This window comes from Pandoraea pneumonica, from assembly GCF_902459645.1.
Lineage (GTDB): Bacteria > Pseudomonadota > Gammaproteobacteria > Burkholderiales > Burkholderiaceae > Pandoraea > Pandoraea pneumonica.
Genome location: NZ_CABPSK010000004.1, coordinates 88,001 through 100,753, shown reverse-complemented (window position 1 = coordinate 100,753; position 12,753 = coordinate 88,001). Strand labels below are relative to the sequence as shown.

The window sequence follows — 12,753 nt, the reverse complement described above, 5'->3', positions numbered from 1 at the left end:
GAGACGGACATGAGAGAGGCACGGAACACGGCGGCACTTCCGCCCGCGCGCACCACGCGCACCCGGTTGTTGGTGGCGACGACGATCGGCAACGCGATGGAGTTTTTCGATTTCACGGTATTCGGATTCTTTTCGATCGTGATCGGCCATTTGTTCTTTTCACCACTGAGCGCGGACGGGCAACTGATGTCGGCGGTCGCCACGTTCGGTGTGGGCTTCGTGATGCGGCCGATTGGCGGCATCGTCATTGGCATCTACGCCGATCGGGCTGGACGGCGCGCCGCGATGACGCTCACGCTCTCGCTGATGGCGCTGGGCGTTTGTATGGCGGGGCTGGCACCCACATATGCCGATATCGGTATTGCCGCACCGATCATCATGGTTTTGGCGCGTCTGATCCAAGGCTTTTCGGCGGGCGGTGAAGTCGGCCCTGCTACGACGGTGATGCTTGAGCATGCCCCGAAAGGCGCGCGTGCCTTCTATACGAGCTGGCAGCTTGCGAGCCAAGGCATGGGGATCTGCGCCGGTGCGGCGATGGCGGCGGCGCTCTCGCACTTTCTTTCGCCCGAAGCGCTGTACTCGTGGGGATGGCGCGTGCCGTTCCTGCTGGGCGCGTTGATTCTGCCCGCTGGTATTGTCATTCGGCGTCAGTTGGGGGCGATGGAGCCGCAGTCCTCGGACGGTGAGGTCACGCCCGAGCATTCGCCGCTGGGCGACTTGTTGCGCACGCAGCGGCGCAATCTCTTTGCTGGGATTTTGCTGGTCATGGGCGGTGTGGTGACGGCGTACATGCTGATCTTTTTCTTGCCGACGTACGCGATTCGGGAGTTGAAACTCGACGAGTCGGCGTCGTACGCGTGTGCGATGGCATCGGGCTTGATACTGGCTGTCGTGTCGCCGATTGCAGGGAAGATTGCTGATGCCTATGGCCGCATGAAGCCGATCTTGCTCTCGCGTCTGGTGCTGATCGGGATCTTGTATCCGGCGTACATGTGGCTCAGCAGCGGGCCGAGTGTATTCCGTCTGTTCGTGATCATCGTTGGCCTGAGCTTCGTGTACACGCTTCAGGGCGCGCCGTCGGTCACGCTGATTCCCGAACTGTTTCCCCGCTCGATGCGGGCTACGGCTACCGGGGCGGTGTATAGCTTCGGCGTCGCCATCTTCGGTGGACTCACGCAACTGGTCGCGGTTTGGCTGATTCACGTCACAGGCGACCGATCGTCGCCAGCGGTGGCCACAACGCTTTGTCTGATTCTCTCGACGTTCTCGCTGCTAATGATTCGGCCCGCGCCCGAGATGGAGGGGAATGGAAAACTCGGAGGCTATGCGGCGTGAATCGTGCGTTGCCGGTCAGTTGCCGGTCAGTTGCCGGTCAGTTGCTGGGATTGCGGATCCAGTCGGCGATCAAGTGGACGGTTTGTGGCTCGACGTTGGGGTAGCCGTGCCAATGCTGGGCTTCGCACGGGTCGCCCTTCGGTGGCCCGCCGCCGTCAACAAGGATGAACTTCTTCGCGGGGGCGTTCTTTAGCTCGCCGATGAGGGCTTCGGCCTGACTCGGCACGCAGATCGGGCAAGCATCGAACTTGTGGTGAAGCACCAGCGTGGGCATGACGATCTTTTCAATGTCCTGTGCACCAATCGCGCCGACCTTTCGATTGGTGACACTGGACGTCAACACCAAGCCCGCAATATGCGCTTTGCCGAGCGCGATGGCGGCCGCTGTGGCCGAGACGGTGCCGCGGCTGGTGCCTACGAGCCAGACCGGTTTGCCGAACGTCTGGGGCGCATAGTCGATCACGTTGCTGATTTCCTTCACGTGCTCGCTGCTGATGCGCTCGGGGAAATCCAGCGTTCGCAGGTCGCTCGCCCGGAACATCACCAGCACGTTGAAGCCCTCGTCGGCAAACAACTGCCGGGAACGCACAAGGAAGTTCATGCTGCCGGGCTGACCGTTGCTGAGGCGGCCCGTACCCGAGTCACCGCCGGGCAGCAGGATGACTGTCGCGGTGGCGTTGGGCTTCTCCATCGCGTACACCGGAACGTAGGCGTCAGCGCGTCCCGTATCGATGTGGACAAAGCCGTCGGCAGCGCGCGCAAAGACAGGCAGGACGAGCGCGATGACCCAAAGTATCGCGAGTTTGGCGAGTTTGGCGAGTTTGGCGTTAGGCAGACGCATGGTTGCCCCCTCGAGGGTGTCAATTCGATCGGATGCGATCTGAAGCGATCCGATGATAACGGACGAATATTTCCCTCGGGGGCGGTGTTGTCGCCTTACATCAACGTCGCAGTCAATCGCGCGACGAGCGTGTTGGACAACACTACGGGCAGGTTGGACGCCGCGCGCGCAATCTCGCGATGGCGCTCGACGAAACCCATGCAATCGAGCACCAGCATCTGTGCGCCCTGTTCGCGCAAGGCGAGTGCGGCGTTGGCGAGGGCTTCATCGCCCTCGGCACCCGCGGCATACGGCGACGCCGCCGCGCAGATCGGCGGGCGCTGCAACGCACCCCACTTGTGAAACTCGCTCTCGATCTGCCCGGCGAGCGGCACGACGATGCCGACCTGACGTTCACCGGCAAGGGCTGCGGCCGCTGGTGGAACGAGGCGGTCTGGTTCCACGAGCCAAGCGTGGCGGCACGCAAGGCCTTCGAATTCCCCCGTGCACAGAATCAGGATGACCGTGCAGCCCTGCGCTTCAAGCGCGTCGAGTTTTGCCTGCAACGCTCGCTGAATCGCGGGCTTGTCGAGTTCCACGGAGTCGCCGCTGAGCAGACGCGAAATCAATACGCCATTGCCCGCTTGCGGTGCGAAGGCGCGCCCGATGGTGGCGCGGTCCAGTCCGTCGAGCACGCCCATGTGGACGACTGGCACGTGGGCGGGCAGATAGGCGTCGAGAATCGGCGTGATGTCGGCGCGCGGCGCTTGCCCGATCGTCAGCGTCCCCAGTTTTGGCTGGCTCATCGGCAGTGCCTCATTTGGGTTGGCGCTTCGAGAGGTGGGCCAGCGAGCCGTACAACGCGATCAGCCGCGCATAGTCCTCGGTGTCGTAGAACTGACACGTGCCCCGGCCAAATTCCTTGGCGACCTCGACGGCAAACTTCACCGTGAGTGCGATATCCGCTTCATGGCTGGCTCCCGTGCCGCAGCCGGGCACGACGCTCTCGGTGGTGATCGCGACGCCAACCACCGGGGCACGGGTAGCGATCGACGGCTGCATGATGCTGTTCAGGTGATAGACGCCGTTGCCGTAAGGCGTGATGTCCTGCGTGGTTATCGGGAACGTGACAGCGGGCCGACCGCTCGTCATTTCCATAATGCGCAGCAGGTCTTCCGAGACGCGCAGGATGTAGCCCTCTTTGACCGTCGGCGAGATCGCATAGCCCTTGTGGTTGATGATGCGGTTGCCCTTGGTGGTGTCGAGGGAGAGCACCGCGTCCATCTCGTCCCACACTTCGTGGGCGTTCACATCTTCCGTGTCGATCGGGGAGTCCATGAAATCGACGGGTTCGTGCGGGCGCGTCGGGGCGTTGGGGCAAATATGCGTCGTGATGAAAACGTCACCGACAAGGGCGTCGCCCTGGGTGCGCATATGGGCGAGCTTGAGCGCGGCGGCGACAGCCGCGATGGCGCCGTCGGCGTCAGACACCAAGCCGATGCGCGACGGCCGGGCACCGATGCCGCCCAGACGGCCGACGATGCCGAGGCTTGGGGCCGTGCCACCGGCGCGCTTGCCAGCGGTGCCGGGGATGCAAATCTTGACGAAATCGGTCGCACCTTTCTGGCCTTCGATTTTCAGGACATCGACAGTGACACCCTGCGATGCATAGGGCGCGAGCAGGTCGACCACGGTTTGGCCCGACGCATGGGCGCTGTCGAAGGCTTCGAAGACTTGGAGTGTTTGGCTAAAGCTCATGATGACAATCTAGGGAAATGGGTGAGCGGGCATCGCGCAGCTTCAATCTCAATGCGTGCGCGAGCGGATTAACGAACTGCCGAAACTGAAGATGGCGTCGCCTGCGATGATCCCGGCGGCGAAGACTTCCATCGTGTTGCGTGTGCGCTCGCCAGTGGTGCGCTCGATGACGAAGCGCAAGGCGATCCCGACGAGCACAGCCCATCCGGCAGCGGGGTTGGCGATGAGCAGGCCCGTGGAGAACAGCACGCCGAGTTGGCGCTTGGGGCCGCCGATGAATTGCAGCGCAGCGCCCGCAATGGCCCAGAGCATCAGGGAGTGCAGGACGCCAGGTGCCACGCCGGCTTTGATCGTGGACACGTAGACCGCCGCCACAGGCGGCACTTGCCCGTTGGCGAAGAAGCTCGAATGGGCGAAGTAGACGACCGGAATCGCGATGACGAAGGCGAGCATCGCGGCCATCAACTGTTGTCGGCGGCCCGCGAGTTCGAAGGCCGGATCACTGCCGTGACCGCGCAGGATGAACCCTGCACGCAAGTCGTAGCCCATGTCGGCAAAGGCCGGGCCGGTAGCGGCTGAAAAGCCGCACAGCACCACGAGCGCCGCTGGCGGGAAGCCGATCAACATGCCGATCAGCAGCGTGATGAGCGCGACGGCAAACGCCGGGAACCAGCCCGAGTGCATCGCGGCAATGCCGACGATCAATTCATGCACGAACGCGGCGAACGCGGCATACACGATGAACAGGATCAACATGCCTGGCGACATGTCGGCATAGAGGCCCGCGCCGAACGCGACGAGCGTCGCCAAGCCGATATAAGCCACGCCACCGAAACGCAACGAGCGGCGGATGCTGGGGGTGCCTGCCGGATTGGTTACGCGCTGTTCAGCCGCGTTGTCGGTAGCGCTGCGTACCGGCCGGTCGCGCCAGACCATTCTTACGATCTGGAGCAGCGCGACGATGCCCGCGCCGATCATCATGCCGTGCGGAATGTAGGCCTTCTCGACAGCGAAACCGAACAACGGCATCGAATAACCGCGCAGTAGAAAGCCGAAGCCGAGCATGGTCAGCGCCCAGATGTTGCCGATGAAGGCGGTACCGAATGCCGACATCGGGATGCCGAACCACGAGCCGAGCATGCCGATGCCGAGACCCGCACCGAGCACGCGTGCCTGACGTCCGCCGACGTCGCCCGCCTTGATCGCTTCAGCCGCCGCGACGCCCTGCGGCCACGTACCGGTCGCAGGGAAAATCTTGGTGTCGAACATGCGGTAGAGCATGTAGCCGTCGAGCAGCATTGCCAGTGAGACGCCGATAAACATCGGCATCACAAGGTCGGCGCGGCCCATCAAAAACGGAATGCCGATGGGCAGCAACAGGCTGTTGGCGGCACCGAATGTGGCGGCGGAGATGGCGCTTTGCGCGAGGTTCTGCACGTGAATCGAGCGGTACTGTGCGAAGGCCCGCAACGGCACGCGGGCGCAAATCATGGCGACCAGCGCCCCAATGATCGCGGTGTTGGGCGTGACGCCCAGCTTGACCAGCAGTTCGATGCCGATGATGGCGCCGAAGACGCTCAGGACGCTGAGCAACAGCAGATTGGCGGGTGAGAAAGTCGACGGATGTTGCGGCGGCGGAGCCTCGGTGCTCGTGGCATCGGGAGGCGTCGGCATGGCAGAGGACGACGGATTCATGGTGAGAGATCGACAGGGCGTGCAGATTAACGGAGCGAGGTCCAGAACGGATCGCCAACGGAGCGACCGATCAGCTCTGCGTGGGAGGCCACGCGCTGCGCAATCGCCTGAATTTCCGCCGCGGGGAGCATCGCGGAGGGAAAAGTCATACAGAACGACAAACACTCGCCGCTGTTGGGATCGGCGACAGCGCATCCCACCGAGCAGACGCCAGAGAGGGCTTCGTTCTCTGCCACCGCGTAGCGACGCTCGCGCACGGTTTGAAGTTTCGTCAGAAGGGCATCGAGCGTGGCGGGGCCGCCGATGGGCTGGCCGTTTTCGCGCAACGTCGGCAAGCCGTCGGGGAAGCGGGCGCGGATCTGGTCATCGGTTTCGCGCGCCAGGAGCGAGCGACCGGTGGAGGTCGCCCACGAGGCCAATCGATGCCCCGGGTTGGTCATGGCGCGCAGTGCCTGCGAGCCGGGCCGCACGCGCAGGACAACGACATCGTCACCGTCGAGCACCGAGACGTAGCCCGTGTGGCCATATGTCTGACCCAGTTCGTCGAGTGCCTGTGCGCACATTTCGATCAGCGGCGTCGATGCGCGCACCAGATGAGAGAGTTCGAGCAACAGCAGCGAAGGGCGATAAGCCAGCGTTGTCGCGTTGCGAACCAACAGGCCCTCGTCGGCCATTTGTTTCAGCACGCGCGAGGCGGTGCTCTTTGGCATGGCGAGGTGATCGACCAGATCGGTCATCGTCACTTCGGCTTGTCGTGTCGCCATCAGGCGCAGCACGGCCGTTGCGGTTTCCAAGATGCTCATTTGCGTTAGCGGCTACGTGATCGGTTGGGCCATCGGTTCCATAAAATGGAACTGAGTTCCATTTAATAAGATCCAGTCTATGCCGCAAAATCGAGCGTCAAAATGAAATCGATCTAGATGTTTACCCTTGGATGAATTCGCGATATTCCGCGACGCGCCCGAATTCCCGTGGATTCGCGCGACAATAGCCCGCCCCAACCACGCATACGTTTATGGCATCGCACGTGAAGAAGTCTTTCGTCGGCAGGATTCGAGAACAGTTGGATCAACTCTCGCCATCGGAGCGTCGTCTGGCGGAATTCGCCTTGGATCTGCCGGGCGATTTGGCGGGGTACACGGCGTCGGAGCTCGCGACGCTGGCGCAGGTGTCGAATGCCACGGTCACGCGTTTCGTGCGGCGTCTGGGCTACGCGTCGTTCGACGATGCGCGTAAGCATGTCCGTTCAGAGCAACGTGCGGGTTCGCCGTTGGCGATGGCTGCGACGACGCCAGTGACGGAAGCGGTCGCGGACGATTTCGTCGGCGCGCACCGCCAACAGAGTCTCGCGAATATCGATGCGACCTATCGGCGGCTCTCTTCCAACGAAATCTCGCAGATTGCTGAGGCGATTCTCGCGGCGCGCAAGGTGTGGGTGGTGGGCTTTCGGTCGAGCCATCCGCTCGCGATGTACTTCCGCTGGCAATTGCTACAAATCGTGCCTAGCGCGCAAGTGATTCCGGGCGCAGGGGAGACGCTGGGCGAGCATCTCGCGGGCATTAGTGCTGACGATGTTGTGATCGTGTTTGCGCTGCGCCGACGTATTCGTCCGATGCCCGCCATCGTGGCGCAACTGGCCAAGGCTTGCCCGAATCTCGTCTACATCACCGAGCGTAACGTTTTGGCAAAGGCTTCGGCAAAGACGCCCGCAAAGTGGTCGCTGCAATGCGACGTGCAAGGGCCGGGCGTGCTCGACAACCACACAGCCGTGATTGGTCTGTGTCACCTGATCGTGATGCAAGTCATGACGCTGGCAGGCAATCCGGGGCGTCGTCAGCTTGGATTGGTCGAGGCGTTTCACGACGCGCTGGACGAGATCTAAGTCCTACTTTTCCTGATTGGTTTTTCGCGATTGGCGTCTCTCGCCAAGGACTTCGCACGTCCGGTGAAACCCGAATATGAAAAATAATTTTCAAAAACAAATAATCTGAAAAAATATTAACCGAATCGGATTCATCAGAGGGCGAGGCAATCGGTCGCAAGGCGCTAATTGAGGCGCAGGGAGTTTTACGATGGGCGCAGAAGTGGTCGTATCTTCGTCGGAACCGAGGTTGCAGCAGCTTGAGAAAGCGCTCGACGACATTGGCGTGACGCCGTCACACAAGAAAATCCTCGCGCTGATTCTGTTCGGGGTGTTGTTCGACGTTTTCGAGCAAAACGCCGTTGGCCTCGTCGGGCCACTGCTGCGTGAGTACTGGGGCCTTTCCGGCGCGCAGATCGGCTTTCTCAATACGCTGACGTTCGGTGCTGCCGCGATTGGGCGGTTGGGGTCGGGATACATCGCCGACCGCTACGGACGCCGCACCATGCTGAGCATCAACCTGATGCTCTTCACGCTGGGCGCACTGATCTGCGCACTGGCGACCAACTACACCATGCTTGCCGCAGGACGCTTCATCGTCGGCTTCGGTTTGGGCGGTGAGATATCGATCGCCGTCACGATGCTCGCGGAGTTCTGCTCCTCGCGCTTCCGTGGTGTGGCGGTGGGGGCGATCAACGTCGCTGGGGGCGGGCTGGGGAATATGCTCGCGCCGGCGTTCGGTCTGGCGGTGTTTGCGTTCTTCCCCGGGCCGGATAGCTGGCGCTGGCTGTTCGGGTGTCTGGTGCTGCCCGCGTTCTTCGTGCTGCTGTATCGCCGCTTTATTCCTGAGACGCCGCGGTTTCTGTTCTCCAAAGGCCGGGTGGAGGAAGCGAATCGTGTGCTCAATATTCTTGCCTCGGGCAAGCTCGGCAAGCGTGCTGGCGGGGAGAAGCGCTATCTGAGCGAAGCGCCAGAGGGGGCGCATCACGCGGAGAAAGTGCGGTTGCGTGAAGTCTTTGTCGGGCCGCTGGCTCGCCGCACGGTGGCTGTCGGCATCGCCGTTTGCATGACGTACGGCGCGCAGATTTCGGTGCTCACGCTGATGCCGACGATTCTCATGGCGCAGGGCTATACGCTCTCCAAGAGCTTCGTGTTCACCATCGTGATGCAGTCGGGCAGCTTGCTCGGGGCGATCACGGCGTCTTATTTCGGTTTCCGCTTTCCGCGCAAACGTGTGCTGACGATCGGTGCGATTGCGGCGTGCGTGATTGGGTTGTGCTTCGGCTTTCTGTCGAAATCGCAGCCGCTGATTCTTGCGTTCGGGGCAGCGTTTCAGTTTTGTGTGCTGCTGCTGAATACGTCCATTTGGATTTATGCGCCTGAGTTGTACCCGACGCGAGTGCGTGCGTTTGGTACGGCGTTCATCCTCGCGCTGGGCACGTTGGCAGGTGCTGCTATGCCGCTGATCGCCGGACGCGTGTTCGATCAATACGGTATCGGCGGGATGTTCGGAATGATGGCGGCGATGTACGCCGTGTTCGCCATCGCGCTGACGTTTGCGCCGGAGACGTTTGGTAAGCCGATCGATGGTCCCGATGCGCCGGGGGAGGGGGCGAGCGATGCGAATACGCCTGCTGCTGCGCGTACGGCTGCCGGTGCGTCGCCCGCCGCCTGATGCTTTTGATGTTCCCAATTGTTCTGACTCGCCGAGATTTTCATGACTCAAATCCTGCTTATCAATCCGAATACGTCGACGGCGACGACGCAAATGATGGTCGACATCGCTCGATCGTATTTCGCCAGCGTGATGGCGTCGCCGCCGACGGTGATCGGCGCGACAGTGGCGCGCGGTGCGCCGATGATCGTCAATGAACAGAATCTTGCTGTGGCGGCGGAGGCGATGAATGACCCGCAGATTCTGGCGCTGGCGTCGCAAGCGGATGGGGTGATCGTCGGCGCGTTTGGTGACCCCGGCATAGAGGCTTTGCGGGCGCGTTTGGAGGTGCCGGTCGTGGGGATCGGCTCGGCCTCGGTGCGTGAGGCGGGGGAGGGCGGGCGACGTTTCGGTATCGCTACTACTACGCCGTTGTTGGCCGATTCGATTGCGGCGAATGTTCGCAAGCTTGGGTTAGGTGCGAGCTTTACTGGATCGCGCTTTACGACGGGTGACCCGTTGGCGCTTGGGGATGTGCCGGTGCAATTGGAGAACAGTCTTGCCAGTGCGGTGCAGGCTTGCATTGCGCAAGACGGTGCGCAAGCCGTGGTCATAGGCGGTGGGCCGTTAGGGGAGGCAGCGCAGGCGTTGTGCGAACGCTTCTCGATCCCCGTGATCGGGCCGGTGCCTGCCGCGTGCCGTGCGTTGCTTCAGGCGATGCGTTTGGATGAGGCGGCTTGAATCTGCTTGCTCCGTAACGCGACATAACAACTCAACATGTGCGCCCTTGATGGCGCGCAACACCGAATGCCGAATCCGGCAGGAGATGCCATGAACCAACAACCCATGTCGCCGACACGCGATGCGAACAATGCGTTCGCGAATCCGAGCCAGCAAATGCTCGACCCCATCTACAAGAAGATCATGTGGCGGATCATCCCGTTCATCTTCGTGCTGTGGATGCTGGCGTGGATCGACCGCGTGAACGTCGGTTTCGCGAAGCTGCAAATGCAGCAGGATCTGGGCTTTAGCGAAACGGTGTACGGCATCGGCGCGGGCATCTTCTTCCTCGGATACTTCTTTCTGGAGATTCCGAGCAACTGGCTGTTGCTGCGCATCGGTGCGCGACGCACGCTGGCGCGCATCACATTGGGCTGGGGAACGATCTGCGTGCTGATGATGTTCACGCATTCGCCTGCTTATTTTTATGTGATGCGGTTTTTGCTCGGAGCATTTGAAGCGGGTTTTCAGCCGGGCGTGTTGCTCTATCTGACGTTCTGGTTTCCGGCGCATCGACGTGCGAAAGCGTTTGCTTGGTTTATTTCTGCATCGGCGGTGTCGTCCGTCGTGGGGGCGCCGCTGGCCGGAGCGATTCTCAACGGGATGCACGGCGTGAATGGATGGGCAGGATGGCAATGGTTGTTCCTGCTTGAAGGCGTGCCGACGGTGCTTGCTGGCGTGTTGGCGGTTTGGTTTTTGGTGGATAAGCCGGAGCAGGCTAGCTGGTTGTCGGAGCACGAGAAGCGGTTGCTGCAAGCGGATTTGGATATCGATCGTGCGAGTGCCGGTAAGCGCGAACACAGCTTCATGCTGGCGGTGCGTAGCCCGAAGCTGTGGCTGCTCACGGGGATCTACTTCGGCATCGTGGCGGCGAACGCGACGCTCTCGTTCTTCGCACCGACCATCGTTCGCGCGTTGGGGCCGACCAATCCGTTGCATATCGGATTGCTGGTTGGCGTGATGTACGTGTTCGGGGCGATCTTCCAAATTGCGATTGGATACAGCGCGGATAAACGTCGCGAGGCACGGATGCATTGCGCGATTCCGGTGTTTATTGGCGCTTGTGGACTGGCAGGGGTAGGGGTGTTTGCTGGGAGCAACGGCGTCGCGGCATTCCTGTGCCTTGTGGTGGCCGTGTCGGGAACGATGGGCGCGATTCCAGTGTTCTGGCAACTGCCGAATGCCTACCTTGCGGGTGGTGCCGCCGCGATGGGGGTGGCGTTTATCAACTCGGTGGCGAATCTGGCAGGTTTCGGCTCGCCGTACTTGCTGGGTATCGTCAAGGACGCGACGGGTAACTTCAACGCGGGTCTGTGGATCGTGGCGGCGCTCGAAGCGTTTGTCGCGGTGCTGATCTGGTGGCGGATGCGTCGGAAAGAGACGCCGGCTGGGGTGGGGGCGTTGGCTTGATTGGCGCTGTGCTTCAACTGACGGGGTGGTTCTCCCCACATGATAAGTGATGCTAAAGAAAATTTAGGATGTGCCGATAACGCCATTGGGGTGTGGTGTTGCATCTCCGTAGTTTCAGATGACAGATTGATGTTGCTGAAAGACGGCGAGTTAATCAAATACTTATAAACATGCTCGATATCTTAAATGTCTTATTTTTGACCGGAACTATCGCTAGTCAAACGCTAAATGTTGTTGGTCTTGCAGAATCAGATGTTAAGGTCCAGGAGGATGTGCGGGTCTACGCCATCGCGATGAAGCAACAGGGGCCGTTTTGGGTGGACAAATGCCACTACGATGGCGTGATGGTGCAGTACGCCCGCGACTGGGAAGAAGTACAGCGGGTGACTGGCGTGGTATTCCCGCCAGAACCCGATAAGCCAGTTGGGTACGCATTAATCCTGACGCAAGAGAAATGTCCCGGTAAGGATGAGCGAAACATTTTTAGTGTGGATAGTAAGTATTTTTATCCATTCAATAAATCGTACGTGATCCGTGAGGGACACCGGATGGATGCGGTCGACTATGCGAGTCTGAGTGAAGACGCGAGGCCAAAATGGATGCCTCAGGTCCTCAAGACAATCGAGGCAGACGCGCCGCGAAACGCTGCGGCGCAAAGCTTCCTTGCGGAGATGAAGGCTCGTGCTGCGCCAGGCGCTGTTGTCGAAAGTGTGCCGCCTGCGTCTGCTGCGTTGCCATCCGACGCGCTCAACGAAACCAAACCGACTAACCAACAACGTCTTGACGAGTAAGAAGAATGAAGAAACTGCTTTTCCCAATGGCTGTTGCCGCCACCTTGTTTGCGCCGGTAGCCCACGCTCAGCAATCGGTGCTCTCGTGTGTCGTTAAGGTGGCAAGTGGCAGCGCAAAAACTAGACCCGTAGCCGAAATTAGCGTTGGTTCGACGCTGGATATTCCGGTCGATGGGTTGAAATCAAGTGGCTCGAAGTACGAAGGTCGCGACATTTTCAATACGGAAAGGAATGGTGAGCACACAAGTATCACCATCAACCGAGAGACGGGCGAATTCAAATTCTCATCCTGGAGTTACGGCGTAGACGACACCAGCAAAACGGCGAGCGGCGATTGCAGAGCTAAAAAACTGAAGCTGTAAGTCTGCAAGCCTTTTTCTCAGGGTGGATATGGTGCGGCAGATCGCACGGAATATTTCGTGCGATCCTGAATTTGTGAGCGCTCACATTGGTAGTCATTTCTATCAGGCAGCGTCGAAATCTGCCTGAATGCAAAGGGAGTTGCGGACTCTGGGAATTCTGGCGGAGGCGGTGTCCGCCGAAATATAATTCAACCACATTCGTTGCTCATCGTGCTGGTCTGATATCTAATTGAATATATTGGGATTTTGGTCCGTATCAGTTCGTCGTTGTTCGATGGATCGCGCTA

The 12,753-nt window shown here is 60.5% G+C and carries 12 protein-coding genes; 7 read left to right on the top strand and 5 right to left on the bottom strand.

Features of this window, described 5'->3' with window-relative positions:
* Positions 1 to 9: 9 nt before the first annotated feature.
* Positions 10 to 1,335 carry an MFS transporter gene (locus PPN31114_RS19740; RefSeq protein WP_150681233.1) on the top strand — a complete coding sequence of 442 codons (1,326 nt, stop codon included), beginning with the start codon at positions 10 to 12 and terminating at the stop codon, positions 1,333 to 1,335.
* A 37-nt stretch (positions 1,336 to 1,372) separates the two neighbouring features.
* On the opposite strand, the gene PPN31114_RS19735 is transcribed toward PPN31114_RS19740, so the two are convergent.
* The 5 genes from PPN31114_RS19735 to PPN31114_RS19715 form a co-directional block, all read right to left on the bottom strand.
* Positions 1,373 to 2,176, bottom strand: a complete 804-nt coding sequence (locus PPN31114_RS19735) for an alpha/beta fold hydrolase (RefSeq protein ID WP_150681232.1) — start codon at positions 2,174 to 2,176, stop codon at positions 1,373 to 1,375.
* Between the two features lie 95 nt (positions 2,177 to 2,271).
* Positions 2,272 to 2,961 carry an AroM family protein gene (locus PPN31114_RS19730; protein WP_150681231.1) on the bottom strand — a complete coding sequence of 230 codons (690 nt, stop codon included), beginning with the start codon at positions 2,959 to 2,961 and terminating at the stop codon, positions 2,272 to 2,274.
* A gap of 10 nt (positions 2,962 to 2,971) precedes the next feature.
* On the bottom strand, positions 2,972 to 3,913 hold the full coding sequence (locus tag PPN31114_RS19725) for a DUF1177 domain-containing protein (protein WP_150681230.1): 942 nt from the start codon (positions 3,911 to 3,913) through the stop codon (positions 2,972 to 2,974).
* Between the two features lie 48 nt (positions 3,914 to 3,961).
* A complete protein-coding gene (locus tag PPN31114_RS19720) occupies positions 3,962 to 5,608 on the bottom strand; it encodes an OPT/YSL family transporter (protein WP_246182657.1) in 1,647 nt (548 codons plus the stop codon).
* A gap of 26 nt (positions 5,609 to 5,634) precedes the next feature.
* On the bottom strand, positions 5,635 to 6,411 hold the full coding sequence (locus PPN31114_RS19715) for an IclR family transcriptional regulator (protein ID WP_150681229.1): 777 nt from the start codon (positions 6,409 to 6,411) through the stop codon (positions 5,635 to 5,637).
* Positions 6,412 to 6,635: 224 nt separating this feature from the next.
* Here PPN31114_RS19715 and PPN31114_RS19710 point away from each other — a divergent pair, with 224 nt between their 5' ends.
* From PPN31114_RS19710 to PPN31114_RS19685, 6 genes are all read left to right on the top strand, one after another.
* On the top strand, positions 6,636 to 7,490 hold the full coding sequence (locus PPN31114_RS19710; RefSeq protein WP_246182656.1) for a MurR/RpiR family transcriptional regulator: 855 nt from the start codon (positions 6,636 to 6,638) through the stop codon (positions 7,488 to 7,490).
* A gap of 190 nt (positions 7,491 to 7,680) precedes the next feature.
* Positions 7,681 to 9,144, top strand: coding sequence for an MFS transporter (locus tag PPN31114_RS19705; RefSeq protein ID WP_150681227.1), 1,464 nt, complete (start codon positions 7,681 to 7,683; stop codon positions 9,142 to 9,144).
* A 42-nt stretch (positions 9,145 to 9,186) separates the two neighbouring features.
* Positions 9,187 to 9,864, top strand: coding sequence for an aspartate/glutamate racemase family protein (locus PPN31114_RS19700; RefSeq protein ID WP_150681226.1), 678 nt, complete (start codon positions 9,187 to 9,189; stop codon positions 9,862 to 9,864).
* A gap of 90 nt (positions 9,865 to 9,954) precedes the next feature.
* A complete protein-coding gene (locus PPN31114_RS19695) occupies positions 9,955 to 11,313 on the top strand; it encodes an MFS transporter (protein ID WP_306439740.1) in 1,359 nt (452 codons plus the stop codon).
* A 170-nt stretch (positions 11,314 to 11,483) separates the two neighbouring features.
* Positions 11,484 to 12,104 carry a hypothetical protein gene (locus PPN31114_RS19690; RefSeq protein ID WP_150681225.1) on the top strand — a complete coding sequence of 207 codons (621 nt, stop codon included), beginning with the start codon at positions 11,484 to 11,486 and terminating at the stop codon, positions 12,102 to 12,104.
* A gap of 5 nt (positions 12,105 to 12,109) precedes the next feature.
* The gene (locus PPN31114_RS19685) at positions 12,110 to 12,466 is read left to right on the top strand and encodes a hypothetical protein (RefSeq protein ID WP_150681224.1); all 357 of its coding nucleotides are present in this window, start codon (positions 12,110 to 12,112) and stop codon (positions 12,464 to 12,466) included.
* The last annotated feature ends 287 nt before the right edge of the window (positions 12,467 to 12,753 follow it).

What these genes read in the sequence shown, in the direction of transcription:
- PPN31114_RS19740 (WP_150681233.1), top strand. Translation starts at nt 10, where the DNA reads ATGAGAGAGGCACGGAACACGGCGGCACTTCCGCCCGCGCGCACCACG.
- PPN31114_RS19735 (WP_150681232.1), bottom strand. Translation starts at nt 2,176, where the DNA reads ATGCGTCTGCCTAACGCCAAACTCGCCAAACTCGCCAAACTCGCGATA.
- PPN31114_RS19730 (WP_150681231.1), bottom strand. Translation starts at nt 2,961, where the DNA reads ATGAGCCAGCCAAAACTGGGGACGCTGACGATCGGGCAAGCGCCGCGC.
- PPN31114_RS19725 (WP_150681230.1), bottom strand. Translation starts at nt 3,913, where the DNA reads ATGAGCTTTAGCCAAACACTCCAAGTCTTCGAAGCCTTCGACAGCGCC.
- PPN31114_RS19720 (WP_246182657.1), bottom strand. Translation starts at nt 5,608, where the DNA reads ATGAATCCGTCGTCCTCTGCCATGCCGACGCCTCCCGATGCCACGAGC.
- PPN31114_RS19715 (WP_150681229.1), bottom strand. Translation starts at nt 6,411, where the DNA reads ATGAGCATCTTGGAAACCGCAACGGCCGTGCTGCGCCTGATGGCGACA.
- PPN31114_RS19705 (WP_150681227.1), top strand. Translation starts at nt 7,681, where the DNA reads ATGGGCGCAGAAGTGGTCGTATCTTCGTCGGAACCGAGGTTGCAGCAG.
- PPN31114_RS19700 (WP_150681226.1), top strand. Translation starts at nt 9,187, where the DNA reads ATGACTCAAATCCTGCTTATCAATCCGAATACGTCGACGGCGACGACG.
- PPN31114_RS19695 (WP_306439740.1), top strand. Translation starts at nt 9,955, where the DNA reads ATGAACCAACAACCCATGTCGCCGACACGCGATGCGAACAATGCGTTC.
- PPN31114_RS19690 (WP_150681225.1), top strand. Translation starts at nt 11,484, where the DNA reads ATGCTCGATATCTTAAATGTCTTATTTTTGACCGGAACTATCGCTAGT.
- PPN31114_RS19685 (WP_150681224.1), top strand. Translation starts at nt 12,110, where the DNA reads ATGAAGAAACTGCTTTTCCCAATGGCTGTTGCCGCCACCTTGTTTGCG.